The organism is Bacillus silvicola (assembly GCF_050524305.1).
Classification (GTDB): Bacteria; Bacillota; Bacilli; order Bacillales; family Bacillaceae_G; genus Bacillus_A; species Bacillus_A cereus_AT.
On sequence record NZ_JBNGVC010000024.1, the window covers coordinates 64,064 to 81,389 of the forward strand.

The window sequence follows — 17,326 nt, forward strand, 5'->3', positions numbered from 1 at the left end:
GCGTTCCTTGAGGAAGGAGTCTTCTTGGCTAAAATGATAAATATAGCCCACAGACACACAAAAATATTTTTATTACTGAAAAATCACATCAATATATGACATGAGCTCATTTTGAAAAATTCCTCGTCAAAAAGAATCATTTATGATGAAGAAGACATACCTTACATTATATTCCATCGGAAAGGTGAGGAAACGTATATGAATTTACATTACAAGAAAAATTTAATCATAATAAGCACGCCTTATTTCCCACATATTAATTTATCAGGTCTTCCTGAAGTAACAAGAATATCTTCATACTTTCCTGAAACTCCAAAAACAAAAAAAATACCAAAATCCCCCAAATTAAAAACATTGTACTTTAAACAATTTGTAAAGCATAAAATCCAGTTAGTTCCTCCTGCAAAAAAAGGAACCATCAAAGTTGATAGACAGCTATTTACTACGATTGAAAAGGTGCGTTCAGAAGTAGTCACTATTTCAGGATTTATCCGTAAGACCATTACTTATACAGCATTAGCTTATAACAAGGTAATTCCAAACTATAGGATCCAAGGTGACATTCCCTTTCAAGGTCTTATAGAATCAAAAGACATTAAAGAGGAACATCAATTTAGCATCATCGAAGAAAAAATACTCGGCAATGTTTTTACACGTGAAGCTAAATTTGAAAATCCAAAGAAATTTCAAGTATACAAATCTCCCTTTGCTTTCAATTTTATAGAGAAAGATGCTGTAAAAGTTTCTATAAAAATGAGTACGTAGAGTAATTCATATTCTCTTATCTTGAATATGAATTTAGCTCATTACAAATGACTAACTCTGCAATTACTGTTCTTTCTAACATAACTTATTATCTACTGAAAAAGCATTTTTAATGGCTTCAATACCATGCCCATCAACATAAGAATTTTCACTACCGCTAAGTACAAAAAACATTCCTTTTTCTTATTTCCTCTTTTCGGGAGATGGGCAAAAATACTTATATATAAAACTTAATTAATTGGTATACACTTCTTGAACCCCTTACTTATAGTTACATTGTAGAACAAGATCATCGTTTTATTAAGAAACGTGTGCGTTCTATGTTGGAATTCAAATCATTTAAAACAGCACCCTCTATATTAAGTGGTGTTGAAGCTAAGCATATGATGCTATTTAATTTTTAGCACAATAAATGTTGGCCAAACATATAATATAAATGGGTATCACTCTCCATTTATATTTATAGTTTCCTTTTAAGAACACCAACGGGCATTGGTGTTCTTTTAAGTATGTTGGGTTTGAAAAATAAGAAGCTTTATTAGTTACAAATTTATAAAACAAAGAAGCACTCAAAATGAGTGCTTCTTTGTTTTATATTTGTACTTGCTGTACTTGTAAAACTTTCAAAGTAAGATCTAGTACAATTTTTTCACGAAGTGTATCAAATGTTTCGTTTAATTCTGTTGGACAAGGGGAAAAATCTAATTCAAAGAAGTTAGCGCTGACTAATTCGCAATATGGTTGTTCGTTATAAACAACTGCATTTTCGAAGAAGTATTTGTCTAAACGTGGTAAATCACCGTTTTGTGGATTAATGAAGTGAGATGTTGTGTCTGAGGAAGCTGCTATTAGAGGTAGTGTTAGAAAATCACCCTCTGTTAAATCTGCAAAACCAGAGAATGGAACATTTGCAATGCGATCAAATAGCACTGAATTACATCCATCACCTGCATATTCAATGTTTTTACGAATAAATCCTTGTACAAATAATTTTGCTCTTGTAACTCGGCGGTAAACTGTACCTGCTACTGGAGTAAACGCTACAGGAACTAACTTACATTGTGTTAAAAATACGTTTTTTAGGACACGTTTAATTTCAGTTGCTGCAGGTGCTAATGTAATATCGGTTTCTACAACAATTTGAATTGTTCTTTCAGCTAATACAACTGGGATTTTTACAATCGGTGCTCCTGGCGTAAGAATTGGTGTTGCAGCCTCATCACTTAATGGTGTTTGAGTTTGTCCTGCTGTTTGACAAGGTACATTGATTGGACATTGTTCGCTCATATTATCTAATCTCCTTTTTGAAATTACTTTATATTTTTAAAACTTTTCTATGTAAATATATTCATTTTTTGTATTGATGTATAAGCTTGTATAATAGGTTTTAAATTTTTTGTAGATTTTTTTGACTTTCTCATTAAGAATTTTCACGAGTTAGTACTTTATCAGTCATTCCTACATAAGCGTCGGATATTTCACATTGAATTATTAGAGAGAATCCCTAGGAAATTAAAAAGTCATGATATTGCTAAAACATTTGGAAGTGCTGAAAGTACAGTTAGGAAGTACGCCAATCCCTTGAAAAAGCAGGGTATGTTTTTCGGAAAAATAAAAACAATACAAGGATTTTTACTGATATAGATGAGTTAACACTTAGAGATTTGATCCAATCTAGAAAAGAAGCTGGAGTAAACCTTGATATGGTAGCTTCCGTAGCAGTGATACGAAGACAGAAATAAGAATCACCGATACAAAGCGTGCACTCTTTGATAAATAAGGAATCCGAGGACGATTTAATTCCGCGCAAAACAAAACAAGTTCCCCATTACCTTCAATCGCCTTCCATTACATATCTTAAATCGCGCTGATACAACTCTGTCTCTATAACATCTCCTTGGACTTCACAAGAAAATGATATATAACAAAATAAAATTACTCATTAAATTACATAAGAACGAAACATAGCAATTCGATACTACTTTTTGCATTAAGCAAAAAAACGAGCATAAAAGAAACAAAGTAAGTCTCATCCTAAATATCTATTTCTAGGAAAAAATGTTTGTATAGACCCACCCACTTATAATTTGGTAAGGTATGAAAGGATTTTAAATCCTCTAAAATGTAGTTTGTTTTTCTAAAGAATATCCTGGACAAAAGAGATAGATAATTTAACAAGAATATCCAATCGAATAAACTAGTTTCATTTTAGAATTAAAAAACAAGGAGAAGAGGAATATGAATGAAAGTCGTAAATCTTCTTTATTTGCAGCCTGGATTAGTGTTATAAGTAATGTGCTTTTAACTCTCATTAAAATAACAGTTGGAATCTTTTCCAAAAGTCAGGTGTTATTAGCTGATGGTATTCATAACGCTGCTGATGTTGTAGCGTCGGTAGCATCATTAGGAGCAATGAAAATTTCAAATCAACCTGCTGATGAAGACCATCCCTATGGCCATGGAAAAGCCGAAGTTATTTCCTCTGGAGTTGTAGCTATTATTTTAGCTCTAGCTGCATTATTTATGGCCTACGAATCAATAAAGGCATTATTTCACCCAGCGACTGAGCCTCATATGATTGCTTTTATAGCAGCTGTTGTTTCTTTAATTTGGAAACAAATTTTATATGTATATACAATACAAATTGGACGAAAAGCAAATAGTAAAGGGCTTATAGCAACTGCTTATGATCATCTTGCTGATGTATATGCTTCAATTGCTGCAGTAATTGGAATTGGAATTGCTTTGTTAAATAATATTTATCCGATTCCATATGCAGCTTATGGTGATCCGTTAGCCGGTATCATTGTTTCCTTTTTTGTTTTAAAACTTGCAATTAGTATGGGGAAAGAAGCTACATATATATTAATGGAAGGCGGTCTACCCACTGAGAAAAGTAGTGAATATGAGAAAATAATTCAGGCACATCCATTGGTAAAAAGGATTGATAGAATGCGCGCTCGTGAACACGGCCACTATATTTTGGTTGATGTTAGGATTAGTGTTCCAGCCTATTTAAGCATTCAACAAGGACATGATATTTGTAGAGAGATAAAAACAATGATTATGAAACACGATCCAGAAGTAGATGAAGTGCTCATTCACTTAAATCCATGGTATGAAAAAAAATAAAATTATAAGGCCAAGCAACTATGAGACAATTGCTTGGCTTTAACTAAATACTTATTGGAAATATCTTAGTATTGGAGAAATATTAGTTGATATAATCTGTCTTTCAGTATAAGAAAAATAATATAAACAATGGAGGTAAATTTTTATATTGTATGAAAAGAGACAGGAGATGTGAAATTATTTTGTTAGAGAAAGAGGGTTTATACATATCATTTTTTATAAACAATGTAATATACAAGACATCTTCATACTTAAAACGAAAAAGAGTCCTAATTCAATAGGACTCTTTTTTACTCTTCTCGAAAGTAAACTTTTAAATATTAGTTTACATTCATATCCCTTCATATCCCTTTGAACATTGAGTTTTCGAGGTTTTTCCGTATTTCGAAGAAAACAACAACAAAAGTATATATTCGAATCGTTAATTTTATTGAACTTATAGACTGACGCTTATTTTCATTCATTGTGTTCATTTGTTTTGTTAGCACAGGTTTAATTTATCAATTATATTAAATCTGTATATTTAACTGTTATGCATCAAAAGCAAATTCATATACTGGGTGTTTTTGCCCATCCCCTCGAAAAGGGGGAAATGTAGCTTGAAAATAAAGAGTAATAAAAAACTCCATTCTCTCCATATAAAACAGCAATATAAAACGTTATTTTGAAAAGAAATTGATCAAAATGACGGTTGTCTGTTTGATTATATATCAATTATTTATAATCAAGTTTGATCATTTCTTATTGAACTAAAGCTCCACAATTAAACTTAAGAAAATATTTGTATATACCCAGAAGTGAGTATACAATTAATTCTGAGGTGAAATGATGAATAGTAACAAAGTATATATATACGAGTTAATCCTACAAATTAATCATTTGTCATTTTTAAAAGTAAATAAGGATTTAGAAAGTGAAGGATTAACAGCTTCTCAAGCAAGAGTTTTATATTACCTATATGAGTCAGAAGGAACAATTCAATCACAAATACAGAAGTATTTATCAATTAAATCTTCATCACTCACGAGATTAATTGATACTCTTGAAAAAAAGGGCTTAGTCGTAAGAAGAACTACTACAGAGGATGCACGTACAAAAAAAATTTTTTTGACACCTGAAGGAACTAATAAAAAGGAAAAGTTATTTGAAGCAAGAGATGAAACTGAAGCTGACATTATTAAACCGCTATCTCCTGATGAATGCAATGAGCTTATAGCGTCACTTACTAAAATTCAAAAAGAACTTCTTAAATATCAATAGTTAACCAACTATATGTATGATACACTATATTCGCTAGTTAGCTAACTAATTAAATGAGAGAAGGATATAATATGAAAATTGATATGCCAAAAATTTCGCCAGAGTTATCTTCAAGAAATTTTCACGATATTTTTTATGAGGAAGACGCAACACTCGAAATGTGTACAATCATCGACTCCACTTTTGAAAATGAAGCAGTAGATAGAGTACGATTATATAATGCAGTGATAAAGAATTGTAAGTTCACTAATACAGACTTTAGTAATATTGATATTACAGATGTTTGCTTTGAAAATTGCGATTTATCAAATGTTAATTTAATGAATTCTTCTGTTCATAGAGTCGAATTTAAAAACAGTAAATTAATCGGTGTTAATTTTGCAGGATCTAGCTTAGGAAATGTTAAATTTGAGAATTCGATATTAAACTTGGCGGGCTTCGGAAGTTCTAAGCTAGAAAAAGTTATATTTAAAGAAGCTTCATTAAATAGTGCAGATTTTTATGACTGTAAACTAAAAAAAATTGAATTCCAATTATGTACCCTTAATGAAGCGAATTTTTATCAAACATCACTGAAGGGAATAGATCTTAGTTCATCTACTTTTGAATCACTTACTGTTTCAATAGACGGTTTAAACGGATGTAAAGTATCATCATATCAAGCTGTTCAGTTTGCAACCCTAATGGGATTGATAATTAAAGATTGACATTTCGGATTAAATAATATTCTAACCAAGTTAGCACGAGTAGATTCGTCTGAAGAAGAATAGAAAGTAAATTCATTTTAATGCCGTTTGTCTTATTCCCCCTTTAGGGGGATGGTCAAAAACACCCATACTGTAGTAGATTACTAGAAAGGAGGCCTATACATGACAAGCTGTATTTTATTCGTAAATGGCCAACCTTTTTTAGTTCTCTCAGTAGCTGGAATCGAAGTTGCTAGACTTAAGATTTCTCTTGAAGTAGCATTGACTTTAACAGTATTAGGAATTCCAATTTGTTTTTAATTAACCGATTCCGATTCCAAAAGAGAGCTTCGGCTCTCTTTTTTTATTTATTCTTATCTTCCCTTAACAAATAAGACCAGAAAATTCTTGAACAAAAAAAAGTGCTTTTTCTCAAAGCACTCTTCCAAAGGGATTTACCAATCCCGACGGTCATCGCGATCGAAGTCAAGATCACGGTTACGTCTGCGACGGTATTCGCTAATAATTTCTTTATTATATAAAGAATCTCAAATCACGATCGAAGTCACGATTGAAGCCACGATCGAAGTCACGATCGAAGTCACGATCGAAGTCACGATCGAAGTCACGATCACGTCTACAACGACGATCATCAAAATCTCTATGTCTGCGTCTACAGAATACTAAATCATCCCAAAATCTATCACAATCTCTCATAAATATAAGTTCCCCCCCTCATATTAAAATCGAATTCATTATATTCTATGTTTAAAAGTAGAAAACAGCTTGTTTACTAGTCTATCTTCTTTACCTATTTTCATTAACAACAAACAAGACGTCACCCAGATCACGGCAGCATGTACGATAATTGCTATTGAGGGTTACCATACATGCCCATCAAATTAACATAACCTATCATTATCAATAGCAAAATAAGTCTCAATTTTTATCTATGGCTTCTAAACAGAAGTAATCGTTATCGTATCCGATAAACGAAATTATAGGTAGTTACAACATACTTACTCGTTTCATACAATATATATTGGTTAGATGATTACTCTTTTATAAAGGGAGGTGCAACAAATGATGCCTTATTCTAGTATGCCATCTCAAATGTATTCGGGACAAATGATGCCCTATTCTGGTATGCCATCTCAAATGTATTCAGGACATATGATGCCTTATTCCGGTATGCCATCTCAAATGTATTCAGGACATATGATGCCTTATTCCGGTATGCCATCTCAAATGTATTCAGGACATATGATGCCTTATTCTGGTATGCCATCTCAAATGCATTCGGGACATATGATGCCTTATTCTGGTATGCCATCTCAAATGCATTCGGGACATATGATGCCTTATTCTGGTATGCCATATTAGATGTATTCGGGACATATAATACCTACAGAAGGTCAAACACCTCAAATGATACCTCACCGAGTTCTTGTTGTTACAAGATAAGCAGCACGTAATCAAATTAAAATAACTTAACAACCCACATTAGCAACAAAATATCAAGAAAAGGCATTCCAAATATGGAACGCCTTCTTTTATTTTATAAAATCATCAACTTAAATCTATTTTTCAAATATACTCTTCAACAATCTGACATATTCTAATTAACATAACACCACTTATCAGTAGTATCCAAAACGATAAAAACTAACTTCATTTCTATAAAAGATACTAAATTTTCGTTTAGGGGGTACTTCAAAATCTTAGCTTAATGACGCTACCTCAATATTATTAAGATAGGTTAAGTCGGAGGAATGCACCTTATGGTGTCTTTTCTATATGGGGTATCGCCAGCATTTTGGAAAAAAACCACGCTAAGCAAAAAATACAATAAGCTGCCCATATGAACAGCTCATTTACATAATTATCGTTATCGGCAATCAAAAACACTCGAATTCTATTATATTGCCTTCAGGATTTAGCTAATGACTTGTAGCTTTCTTAAATAGAGGTAATACCAGTACACCCACATATAAGGGATGATATAGGAGAAAAATGTCCAAACAATATTCCAGCCGTTACCATATACGACTTTCCCACTTAAAACTAATGTCATTTCAAGAAGAGTAGTAAATAGCGATATGAAAAAGACCATCAAGTAAGTTCTTTTGGTTTTCTTTATAAAGAATATCAAGTAACTTGCCAAAATCGGATAAAGTCCTATATTGAAAGGTAAGCCAGACAAAGTTTTTTGATTAAGGAAAGGAGCAATTCTCCAAAAACCACAATAAAAGCCGAATTCATTTACAACAAAAGCAACAACACAAAAAAATGAGCCAATCAGAGGTATAATCCTTCTCTCTTTTTTGTAAAGATGACAAATTCCAACAGACCAAGGTAACACAAATGCAATTAGAATATTAAATAGCATTTTGACTCTCCCTTCCTTTCCTTATAACCATCTTCACCTTACTCCTTATAATTTAAACTAAAAAAGTTTTCCAAACCAACGCAATATGATAAGTACAATCAACTGAGTTATGATTAAATTATAAGACTGCTTAATTCTTATTTTGTTTTCAAAAATATATCCCATATACAAATCTAATTTAGATAATCAATCATTATCGGTATCCAATATATTTAGTAATCTAAAAGAATCCTTTCAGAAAACCCTTAGATGTTTCGCAGTTCCAAAAGGTTATACTTTTGTTTTTTTTATTTTCATACATCTAAAGATAAAAAGAATCCTAAATTTAAAGGTAAGCGTCAAATATTCCCCACCTGCCATTTATAAATAACCCATGAGATAATCTCCTTACATACTACATGTGTAAGTTTTTTTTATGGAAAAACACCTATTAAAAAAAGAATGGGAAGCCTATATTCAAGACTATAAAAACAGTGGATTATCAAAAGTTGCTTGGTGTCAAAAACAGAACCTACTGGCTCCTGGGCTTTACTATTGGTTGAAAAAATTATCACCTCAAAAGGAACACTTAAGGAAGTAAAAGATTGGTTATTGTCTCGCGTCATCGATATCGGGATAGTTATCCTTCCAAATGAAGAAATGGAAATTATCCCATTGACAAGGGGGAAATGGTTGTGGTAATACGAGATGATCACACCCTATATAAGAAATCAGCTATTACAATACAGGATTTGAATAATGAACCAATCATTATTTTTAAAGGGGGATATGAACCTCCGATTATCGATATGTTTAAACAAGACGGAGTACCGCTCCGCATTGAATATGCAGTTTCTACTGTAACGACATCACTAAATATGATACAAGAAGGGCTAGGGTTGGCCATCTTAGCTGAGTTATCCTTATCTAATCTACCCCCGAATGTTCGAACTCGAGAGCTAGAACCACACGTTTGGAGAGAAATAGGTCTAGCTGTCCCTTCATTAAAGGAATCATCGCATTTCCCCATGGAAAGTGAGCATCCTGGAGGGGAATTATCTATTTCTCAACATAACTTTTTATGTACATTAATATAATGTATATATAGCAAATAAAAGGAGGAAATTCATGAATACTAATTCTCAAATGCCGAATGATCCTCGTTATAATCAGCAATATCCGAATGATACACAACACACTCAACAAGCTCAGCATCCTAATTTACGCCAGCAGCAATATATCCCTCAAGAACCCACTCCACAGCAAGTTCAACATGCTGTTGGTACTAACTATCTTTATTTAAAAGATCCAGTTCTACAAATTGTTAAACCTTGGGTACAGTATGGAATTCAAGAAACTCAACACAATCCCATTCCCCACGCTATGACTGAATTAGCTGCAATCATGTTCTTAATTGGAAAAGGCTACGACCAACAACTGGCACATTACATCGTCGAATCTTGGGAAAAGAATGGGCAGTTTTAAAGGCTCATTTCTATAAGATTTTTGTAAAAAAAATGATTTTTGCAGTCCAATTATTTATTGAAGAGGTGCAAAAGCTGTTTTCTTTGTAAAATAAGCTTATCCCTTATATGCAGGGAGAGCTTTTTCTTTATAATTTTCTGTCCAAATTGTAGGTGGGGAATGCTTGACGCTTACATTTAAAGTGAAATCTTGAAACAACGCTTTCTTTAATTGGTTAAATGGACATGCAATATATCGGTATTTTCTCATATAATAATTCTTGTGATTTATTCTATTGAAAAGGAGTGTATAGCAGTTGAGAAGAAGAAAAAATCGAAATAATTGTTTCCCTTGGTGTGGTCCAGTATGGGATGACAGAGGTGAGAATGTAAGACAAATTTCTCCTTTCACCTACCTACATTATAATCCTACTCCTCCTGTATATGTCGCGCCACAAAGAACATATGAGTATAATCCCTTTAAAATGCCACAAGTTAGATTGCTTCAAGATTGTCATCCATGGGGTGCCAGAGACTTAGATTATCCTGGCATTCAATGGGGAGCACCAGTTTATGCAGTAGAGGATGGGCAAGTAGTGTATATCTACACAGGTTCCAATTGTTTTAGTCAAATAACCTCACCCACTTCAGCAACAACACCAGCTCGTGATCCTCAGGGTAACCCATGTCAAGTTGCTAATAGTGTAGCAATCAGAGGTCTTGATGGGTACTTCACTGAGTACGTTCACGTTAAAGCGAATCCTCAATTACAATTGTGTTCTTCAGTTCGTTCAGGGGATTTGATTGGCTTCGTGGACAATTCATCAGATACACCACAACCTCATGTTCATCTTGCTCGCTATAGCCCTAACTCTACCTATCAATGTAGTATCACTAATCCTGGTTTTCGGGGAACCCCTCAGGGAGCTACTGCAACTTGTGATTGGTGGATGATTGGTCTAATTTAGTGCCGCCCCTCTACCTGTGACTCTTGAGCATTGTTATTCAAGACCACATGTGTAATTCCCTCAAAATCAAATTTCCTTCCTATGTAAAAAAACTCTCGAATTATATATTTGCTATATCTTTTATACCAATCGTTCTCTACTGCCTTCTTAAAATCTTCTCTTGATGTGTAAATCATATTATTAAAATGATACTGCGTACTCATTTCCCCACCCCTTTGATTTAAATGATATAGCCCGTCTTCACCAGCTTCGAGCTATAACAACAACTCAATTTATATATATATTGTTTAATCTAAAAGTCCCTGTTCTATCGCGCAGTTATCACAATATAAATTGTTATATGCACCTTCCATAAATCCTTCTCCACAAGATTTACATGAATATCGTTCTTCATATCCAACTTCATATTTTTCCATGTTATTACCTCCTCTATAATGTGTAAATGTGTAAAAGTGGACATTTACACATTTACACAAAATGTTAGACGAATAAAAAAGAATTCATATTAAAACAAAGTCTTTTGTTCTAGTAACAACTATATATCGGTATGTCGCCATGTTAATTAACTAAAAAGCTAGTTGCCAAAAATACAAATGCATTATATGAGATATGAGCCGACATTGGTACTTTCAAATCTTTTGTCTTTTCGTAACTCCATGCATATAAACAACCATTTACAAAGTAAGGGAAGAAAAACCAGTCAAAATGAACTGCTGCAAAGATACCATTAGCAATAATAATTGCTGTTGCTCGATTGATCCGCTCCAACAATTTCTCTAATCCAAGTGGCAAAATCTTTCTAAATAAAAATTCTTCTATTACAGGAGCAACCAATACGGGTATCAATACATATAAGAGATTAATTTCTATCTTTTGATTTACATTCGCTACATTTCCAGTACCAATTGATAGATTCGCCTTTATGTAAGTAAAAAGCAAACTGGACAAAATTGCTAGTCCAGTTGCTATTAACACCCATTTACCTTTTTGCAAAACAGCTTTCATATTCACTTTATCTTCTCCCTTTACATTCTATGATTCCTGGTTATTTTTTTGCTGCAAATTCAAGTTCTAACCTACCCGATTGCGATAATTTCAAGTAACCGTCAAACTCTTTTCCTGATTTACCTTTCATCTTCTTTATTAACCCTGTTTTCTTACCTTCTAATAATTTCTTTGTTAAATATTCCCCTGACATTGAGAATTTACATCCTTCCTTATAACCACTGCATCCATAGAATGTTTTACGATTCACAACATCTTTCCCACATTTCGGGCATTTACCAATTGTATCTTTCGCTTTCATATCTTGAATTTTATTATCTATTTTCAACTCACCAATAGATTCTGTAGCCCCTTCAATTAGATTCTTAATAAATTCGCTAGTTTGACTAACAAATATATCCTTAGAACCTTGTTTTTTACCGATTTTTCGCAAATAACCTTCCCATTTCGCAGTCAGTTCAGGTTTCGCTAACATCGTTCCATGAACTGATTCACAAAGGATTTCTCCTTTTGGTGTAACACTCACTTTATTCCGCTTCACTTCTATATACCCTTGTTTTTTCAGCGTTTCTATAATACCGGCACGAGTTGCTTCTGTACCCAGTCCCTCTACTTCTTTAAGAATAATTTTACTTTCCTCATCTTCTACTGAAGAACCACACGTTTTCATCATGGTAATTAATTGACCCTCTGTATATGGTTTAGGTGGCGTAGTCACACCTTCTTTTGATTTTACTAAGCCCTGGACAAATTCGCCTTGTTTAACTACGGGTAAAAGAGATACTTTCTCTTGATCGTCCTCTTCCTCAATTTTATCCGTCACATACAACTCTTTCCATCCTAAGGATTTTTCTACCTTTCCTCTTGTGGTGAACAACAGACCGTTCAAATCACTTGTTATTACTGTTTCTTCATACATATAAGGCGCATGGAACATGCTTAATACACTCTTTAACACTTCTATATATAATTTTCTTTGTTTATCAGGTAATCTTGCGATTGTTTCTCTTGATGGAACATTTTTAGTTAATACAATTGCATAGTGTTCCTGGACTTTCTTATTATCAACATAGCGCTTATTTGCAGTTAATGAATGCGGTTGGAAATTCACACCTGCAATGGATTGATAACCACTCAAATTATTCTTTAAATACTCAAATTCACCTTCTGTAATGTAATTGCAGTCTGTACGGGGATATGTTACTAATTTCGCTTCATATAATTCCTGAATCCCTTTTAAAACGTCAGCTGGTGAATACTTATATTTTTTGTTGGCCAAAGCTTGTATAGAAGATAGAGAGAATAATTTTGGTGCTTCTTATTGTTTTGGTTTTACTTCTACAGATTTAATCATGCCTTGTTGACTGTTATTTTCAGAAAGACTATGTTGCTGCAGCAAGTTCATTAATTCTCCTTTAGTGGCAAATCTCTCTTTATAACGTCCCATGTATACACCGTTTGGAGAAGTAAATTGTGCTTCTCATTCAAAGAAAGGCGTTGGCTTAAAGTTTTTAATTTCCTGTTGTCGCTTATTTATTAAGCATAATGCGGGCGTTTGGCATCTCCCCACACTGTAGACCCCTTGAACGCCTTTCTGACGTAAAAGGAGCGTATATAGTCTACTAGCATTCATCCCAACAATCCAGTCACTAAGTTGACGAGCTTGCGCTTCCTCAAACATACTTTCAAAATCTTCTCCAGGTTTTAAGTTTTGGAAACCTTTTTTAATTTCATCTACTTCAAAGCTATTGATCCATAGGCGTTTAATCTTTTTATGTGTACATCCAGCTTCCTGGATTATCAACCTTGCAATTGCTTCGCCTTCTCTGTCGATATTTGTCTAAATTTGTATTATTTCAGCTTCTTTCATTAATTTCTTTACATTATTGAATTGTTTTTTCTTATCAGCCGATACTTTATATTCATAGCGTGATGGTAAAATTGGTAGTTGTGATAAATCCCATTTTTCCCATTCCTTTTTATAATCTTGAGGGGATTTCAATTCTACTAGATGACCATAAGCCCAAGTGATATTTCCTCCACTTGGTAATAAAGAACATGGTGGAACATAAAAATGACCATCTTTCTTTTCAACTTTCGGGAATGCTTCAGCATACGCTTTCGCTTGATTTGGCTTCTCTGCTAGGATTAATACGGACATGTTTTTAACTTCCTCTCACTTTAAAATTTTGTATACAAAAAGGAGCAGCATGGATTATGCTACTCCCGAAAACATTTACACAAGTTCACATTTACACATTTACATATCAAATCTCTAAAGCAACATATCGCTATGTCGCCCTTTTAAAGCACACTATTTCATTTATTCCATTAGCTTCCTTTCCATAATACCGATTCCTTTCCCTTCTCTTATAAAACAAAGAGAATGACATAGCGCTATATCATTCTTTTTTATCGCTCACGCCCCATTTGACGCATATACGCTAGTCTTCTAGCTTGTTCCCTCTGTTTATCTCGAACTTCGTCTTGTTCTTGCTGACCTGGTTTCCCTTGTACTTCTTTTTGATCGTTGGTTTCTTTTTTCTCCTGGACTGCTTCCTTATCTTGCATCTCAAGTCCCCCCTGAATTTCTTCTTTATTTTGTATCGTCGGTTTTTCTTGGTTTTTTTCTTGATCATTTTCTTTTGAGTTTTCCTGTTCTTTCACTAGCCCTAATTCTTCATTGAAATTCAAAAGTGTAGAATGTTTAAACTTACCTATTTTATGAGCGATTCCTTTCTTTTCTTGACGAATATAATCCACATAAAAACTTCATAGAAATTCGATTTCGGATAGAAAGATATGAGGAAACTGGCTTTACGTTTAAGGCACAAGAAAAAGGAAAAACAGGTGTTCAATTACCTGTCAAAGTGTTGTATGAAGAGAACGGAAATTACGTGATAGAAGTCCAAGAATTATCTCCAAATTGGGGAGCGTTAGCTTTAGATATTTACAATAAAAACAGTGAAAAAGAACAAATGGATATTCGGAAGTTTACACAAGATGTTAACGAATACGAAGAAGAAAATACAAGTAAAAAGAGTCCAAATAAACTTGTTCAGACGATTTTTACCGATCAAAGAAAAACAAAAGCAAATGATGAATTGTTAGCTGAAGATAAAAAAATATATGAGTTAGATTTTATAGAAAGAGACAAAAAAGATATTGAAACAAAGATCGAAAATTTTGGGAAAGCAATCAAGCTTGAAGAAGAAAATGGGAAGACAGTTTTTGAGAAAGTGAAAGAACTGAAAGATGAAATGAAGTACCAAACCGAAGCAGAAAAAACGGAAACTCAATCGAAAATAGCATCTTTAGAATCCAAAATAAAATCATCAGAAAAGAACGTTGAATTGTTTAAAGGGGAACAAAAAATTGCACGAGATAAGATCAAAAAATTAGAGCAAAAGGCACTAGAAATTAATAAAAATTGAAAAAAGACATAGGGACATGATGGGGACATTGAGGGGAAACAAGGGGACACGGAAGGGACATTGAGGAAAAATATAGGGACGTGATGGAGACATAAACGAAAAATATGGGGACGTAATGGGGACATTCAACCTCTTTCCTTGCCCCCATCGTTTTGCTAGGCTCCGCCTAGCCCCACACCCTCGGTGGGGGCAAAAACCCCTTATGCTCTTCTCACTATTTTTTGATCTCTACCCAGATTTGCAGAAAGGAGAGGGAAAAGTGGAAATCAGAATTAGAGAAGTAGATCCAATTGCAGTAAAAAAAATAGATGAAATTGCAAAGAGGAAAGAATTATCCAGGCAGAAATTTTTGAAAGACCAAATTGAAATGCTGGCATTTTTTCAGCAACAAAATAAAGGAGAAATGGAATTAGAAAATCTAATTCAAAAGAACATCCATACGATGAGTGATTGTTATAGCGAAATGAAAAAAATGAATGATTTTATTCAAATGATGATGCAGGATGTTGAAAATGAGTAATACCGTTCCTATTCAATCTTCAGTCACACCAGGTGTTGTTTTAAAAACAAAATTTGTGTTACCGGGTTCCGATGCATTTCAGAACTATATTGAGTATGTAGATCGGGAAGAAGCAAAAAGTGAAGTGAAGCTGAATCCGAAAATGTTTGAAACGTATCAAGACTATATGGGGAATCCAGAAAAGACATCGGCATTGTTTACGGAACACGCAAATCGTTTATCAGAAAGTGAGAAAAAATCCTTAAAGGAAATGTTTAAAACCGCCCATGAAAATGGAAGTATCATGTGGCAAGATGTCATTTCTTTTCATAATCCTTGGCTAGAGGAACAAGGCATTTATGATTCAAAGACAAAGACTCTAGATGAAAAAAAGTTAATGGATGTAACCAGGCTTGCGATGAAATAAATGCAGAAAAGAGAGGGAATAGAAAAAAGTTCTACCTGAGGTACCGCCAGCATTTCGGAAAAAAACCACGCTAAGAGCCTGCAAAATTTTATACAGTTTTTCGGCTAATCCAGTAACAAACAAAAACCTTAAAACACGCACCAGGATAGGAATGTAAAAAAAATGAATAGAGTCATAGAAAAAGGAAAAGGCGGATCTCCACTCTCACAAGCAAGCTGTCTTGTCCTTGCTGCCGATAATGTTGCGTTATGTTAAATTCTATGAATATCTATTCATAGAATTTTTTTTATAAATTCAATATAGGTTAGCAAACAAGCATACTTCCTATTAAAACATAGAATAATATAACTCTTGTTTGAAAGGAGGTATAAAAGATGAGTTGGAATAATGATTGTTGTAAGCATAGACACCATAACGATTGTTGTGAACATAAACATCATAACCATTGTTGTGAACATAAACATCATAACCGTTGTTGTGAACACAAACATCATAACCGTTGTTGCGAACATAAACATCATAACCGTTGTTGTAAATGTGTTATTTGTTGTCGTCGCAACCATTGGTGAAAAGTTCAGGATTTTTAGTTTTTAATAAGAAATTTTATAAAAAACTCATTCTTTGTGAAAAAGAATGAGTTTTTTGTTTATTACCAATAATAGGACGTTATGTTAACCTATCCTGAATATTCTATACAGCCTACTCGTCACGTTTGCTGTGCTGTTTCATAATTAAAATCCTGTAAAGACAAACTAACCTAAAAAGCCTTTGGAGGAATTTATGAGACAATTTATCGTGACATTAGTAATGTGTATGACCATTGTTGTAAGTCCATATCAAGCACAGGCAAGTGCATCAGCATCCCTACCATGTAGTGTTATAATAAATCCACTCAACAAATCAGACAAGAAGACCAAAGGGGTTGCTTTGGTCTATAAGGTGAAGTTAACACTGAGTTTTCCACGAACAAACATAAGCATTCTGGGTGTACATCTACCTGACCCAAGCACTTTAGGTAATTACGATACATATGAAGGTTTTGCCTTCATTCCAGACGAAATTAGTTGGCGATTCAAACTGTATCCTTCTGAAGAGGATGATGATCCTACTTGGGCGGGGAAAATTGACATTATTACGGCAGAAATGAAAGGGGTACAGATTCAAGTACGCCCATCCACAAAACTGAAAAATTAAAATTACCTGTTTTAACAAACAGTATCAAAGCCTGTAAATGAATAACAGTCCATACAACTTCCAATAACGAGAATTATGTAAATGAGCTGTTCATATGGACGGCTTATTTTATTTTTTGCTTAGCG

16 protein-coding genes and 7 pseudogenes are annotated in these 17,326 nt (G+C 33.6%); 15 read left to right on the forward strand and 8 right to left on the reverse strand.

The features are described 5' to 3' along the window. The first annotated feature begins 198 nt into the window (after window positions 1–198). The gene (locus ACP6L7_RS35655; protein WP_098519813.1) at window positions 199–765 is read left to right on the forward strand and encodes a hypothetical protein; all 567 of its coding nucleotides are present in this window, start codon (window positions 199–201) and stop codon (window positions 763–765) included. A 275-nt stretch (window positions 766–1,040) separates the two neighbouring features. Next, window positions 1,041–1,169 (forward strand): annotated as a pseudogene (locus tag ACP6L7_RS35660) (IS6 family transposase); the annotation flags it as partial. A gap of 187 nt (window positions 1,170–1,356) precedes the next feature. Here ACP6L7_RS35660 and ACP6L7_RS35665 read toward each other — a convergent pair. Further along, a complete protein-coding gene (locus ACP6L7_RS35665; RefSeq protein ID WP_430529871.1) occupies window positions 1,357–2,052 on the reverse strand; it encodes a CsxC family protein in 696 nt (231 codons plus the stop codon). Window positions 2,053–3,003: 951 nt separating this feature from the next. Between ACP6L7_RS35665 and ACP6L7_RS35670 the strand changes: the two genes are divergently transcribed. The 4 genes from ACP6L7_RS35670 (at window position 3,004) to ACP6L7_RS35685 (ending at window position 6,164) form a co-directional block, all read left to right on the forward strand. Then, window positions 3,004–3,897, forward strand: a complete 894-nt coding sequence (locus tag ACP6L7_RS35670) for a cation diffusion facilitator family transporter (protein WP_430529872.1) — start codon at window positions 3,004–3,006, stop codon at window positions 3,895–3,897. 828 nt (window positions 3,898–4,725) lie between these two features. Further along, entirely contained in the window at window positions 4,726–5,157 is a 432-nt protein-coding gene (locus ACP6L7_RS35675) for a MarR family winged helix-turn-helix transcriptional regulator (RefSeq protein WP_170960995.1), read from the forward strand. Window positions 5,158–5,228: 71 nt separating this feature from the next. Further along, window positions 5,229–5,864: a pentapeptide repeat-containing protein gene (locus ACP6L7_RS35680; protein WP_097832672.1), complete on the forward strand. Its 636-nt coding sequence runs from the start codon at window positions 5,229–5,231 to the stop codon at window positions 5,862–5,864. 162 nt (window positions 5,865–6,026) lie between these two features. Continuing rightward, window positions 6,027–6,164: a DUF3956 family protein gene (locus ACP6L7_RS35685; RefSeq protein ID WP_097832673.1), complete on the forward strand. Its 138-nt coding sequence runs from the start codon at window positions 6,027–6,029 to the stop codon at window positions 6,162–6,164. Between the two features lie 213 nt (window positions 6,165–6,377). Here the strand turns inward: ACP6L7_RS35685 and ACP6L7_RS35690 are convergent, their stop codons facing one another. Then, window positions 6,378–6,560 carry a hypothetical protein gene (locus tag ACP6L7_RS35690; RefSeq protein WP_430529873.1) on the reverse strand — a complete coding sequence of 61 codons (183 nt, stop codon included), beginning with the start codon at window positions 6,558–6,560 and terminating at the stop codon, window positions 6,378–6,380. A 366-nt stretch (window positions 6,561–6,926) separates the two neighbouring features. Here ACP6L7_RS35690 and ACP6L7_RS35695 point away from each other — a divergent pair, with 366 nt between their 5' ends. Continuing rightward, window positions 6,927–7,226, forward strand: a complete 300-nt coding sequence (locus ACP6L7_RS35695) for a hypothetical protein (RefSeq protein WP_430529874.1) — start codon at window positions 6,927–6,929, stop codon at window positions 7,224–7,226. A 553-nt stretch (window positions 7,227–7,779) separates the two neighbouring features. Here ACP6L7_RS35695 and ACP6L7_RS35700 read toward each other — a convergent pair. Further along, window positions 7,780–8,232: a CBO0543 family protein gene (locus tag ACP6L7_RS35700; RefSeq protein ID WP_097832675.1), complete on the reverse strand. Its 453-nt coding sequence runs from the start codon at window positions 8,230–8,232 to the stop codon at window positions 7,780–7,782. Between the two features lie 415 nt (window positions 8,233–8,647). Here ACP6L7_RS35700 and tnpA point away from each other — a divergent pair, with 415 nt between their 5' ends. The 4 genes and pseudogenes from tnpA to ACP6L7_RS35720 all read left to right on the forward strand — a co-directional run bounded on the left by tnpA (window position 8,648) and on the right by ACP6L7_RS35720 (window position 10,642). Then, complete coding sequence (gene tnpA / locus ACP6L7_RS35705) at window positions 8,648–8,812, forward strand: IS66 family insertion sequence element accessory protein TnpA (protein ID WP_240523174.1); 165 nt, start codon at window positions 8,648–8,650, stop codon at window positions 8,810–8,812. After that, a pseudogene (locus tag ACP6L7_RS35710) lies at window positions 8,794–9,308 on the forward strand (LysR family transcriptional regulator substrate-binding protein); the annotation flags it as partial. The gene tnpA and the pseudogene ACP6L7_RS35710, both read left to right, overlap by 19 nt. A 31-nt stretch (window positions 9,309–9,339) precedes the next feature. Next, window positions 9,340–9,696 (forward strand): hypothetical protein, encoded by a 357-nt coding sequence (locus tag ACP6L7_RS35715; RefSeq protein WP_430529875.1) that lies wholly within the window; start codon window positions 9,340–9,342, stop codon window positions 9,694–9,696. A 463-nt stretch (window positions 9,697–10,159) separates the two neighbouring features. Further along, window positions 10,160–10,642, forward strand: a complete 483-nt coding sequence (locus tag ACP6L7_RS35720) for a M23 family metallopeptidase (protein ID WP_430529876.1) — start codon at window positions 10,160–10,162, stop codon at window positions 10,640–10,642. A gap of 287 nt (window positions 10,643–10,929) precedes the next feature. On the opposite strand, the gene ACP6L7_RS35725 is transcribed toward ACP6L7_RS35720, so the two are convergent. From ACP6L7_RS35725 to ACP6L7_RS35740, 4 genes and pseudogenes are all read right to left on the reverse strand, one after another. Continuing rightward, entirely contained in the window at window positions 10,930–11,058 is a 129-nt protein-coding gene (locus ACP6L7_RS35725; protein WP_430529877.1) for a hypothetical protein, read from the reverse strand. 142 nt (window positions 11,059–11,200) lie between these two features. After that, a complete protein-coding gene (locus tag ACP6L7_RS35730; protein WP_430529878.1) occupies window positions 11,201–11,653 on the reverse strand; it encodes a CPBP family intramembrane glutamic endopeptidase in 453 nt (150 codons plus the stop codon). A gap of 34 nt (window positions 11,654–11,687) precedes the next feature. Beyond that, window positions 11,688–13,808, reverse strand: a pseudogene (locus tag ACP6L7_RS35735) (type IA DNA topoisomerase). Between the two features lie 251 nt (window positions 13,809–14,059). Further along, the gene (locus ACP6L7_RS35740; protein WP_240523173.1) at window positions 14,060–14,410 is read right to left on the reverse strand and encodes a hypothetical protein; all 351 of its coding nucleotides are present in this window, start codon (window positions 14,408–14,410) and stop codon (window positions 14,060–14,062) included. On the opposite strand from ACP6L7_RS35740, the pseudogene ACP6L7_RS35745 reads away from it, so the two are divergent. From ACP6L7_RS35745 to mobL, 3 genes and pseudogenes are all read left to right on the forward strand, one after another. Continuing rightward, window positions 14,398–15,081 (forward strand): annotated as a pseudogene (locus ACP6L7_RS35745) (hypothetical protein); the annotation flags it as partial. The gene ACP6L7_RS35740 and the pseudogene ACP6L7_RS35745 sit on opposite strands and share 13 nt — an antisense overlap. Before the next feature lie 259 nt (window positions 15,082–15,340). Continuing rightward, window positions 15,341–15,601 carry a hypothetical protein gene (locus tag ACP6L7_RS35750; RefSeq protein ID WP_264541755.1) on the forward strand — a complete coding sequence of 87 codons (261 nt, stop codon included), beginning with the start codon at window positions 15,341–15,343 and terminating at the stop codon, window positions 15,599–15,601. Further along, window positions 15,594–16,004 (forward strand): annotated as a pseudogene (gene mobL / locus ACP6L7_RS35755) (relaxase MobL); the annotation flags it as partial. The gene ACP6L7_RS35750 and the pseudogene mobL, both read left to right, overlap by 8 nt. 307 nt (window positions 16,005–16,311) lie before the next feature. On the opposite strand, the pseudogene ACP6L7_RS35760 reads toward mobL, so the two are convergent. Then, window positions 16,312–16,570 (reverse strand): annotated as a pseudogene (locus ACP6L7_RS35760) (hypothetical protein). 217 nt (window positions 16,571–16,787) lie between these two features. On the opposite strand from ACP6L7_RS35760, the pseudogene ACP6L7_RS35765 reads away from it, so the two are divergent. Beyond that, window positions 16,788–17,242: pseudogene (locus ACP6L7_RS35765) on the forward strand (YoqH family protein). The last annotated feature ends 84 nt before the right edge of the window (window positions 17,243–17,326 follow it).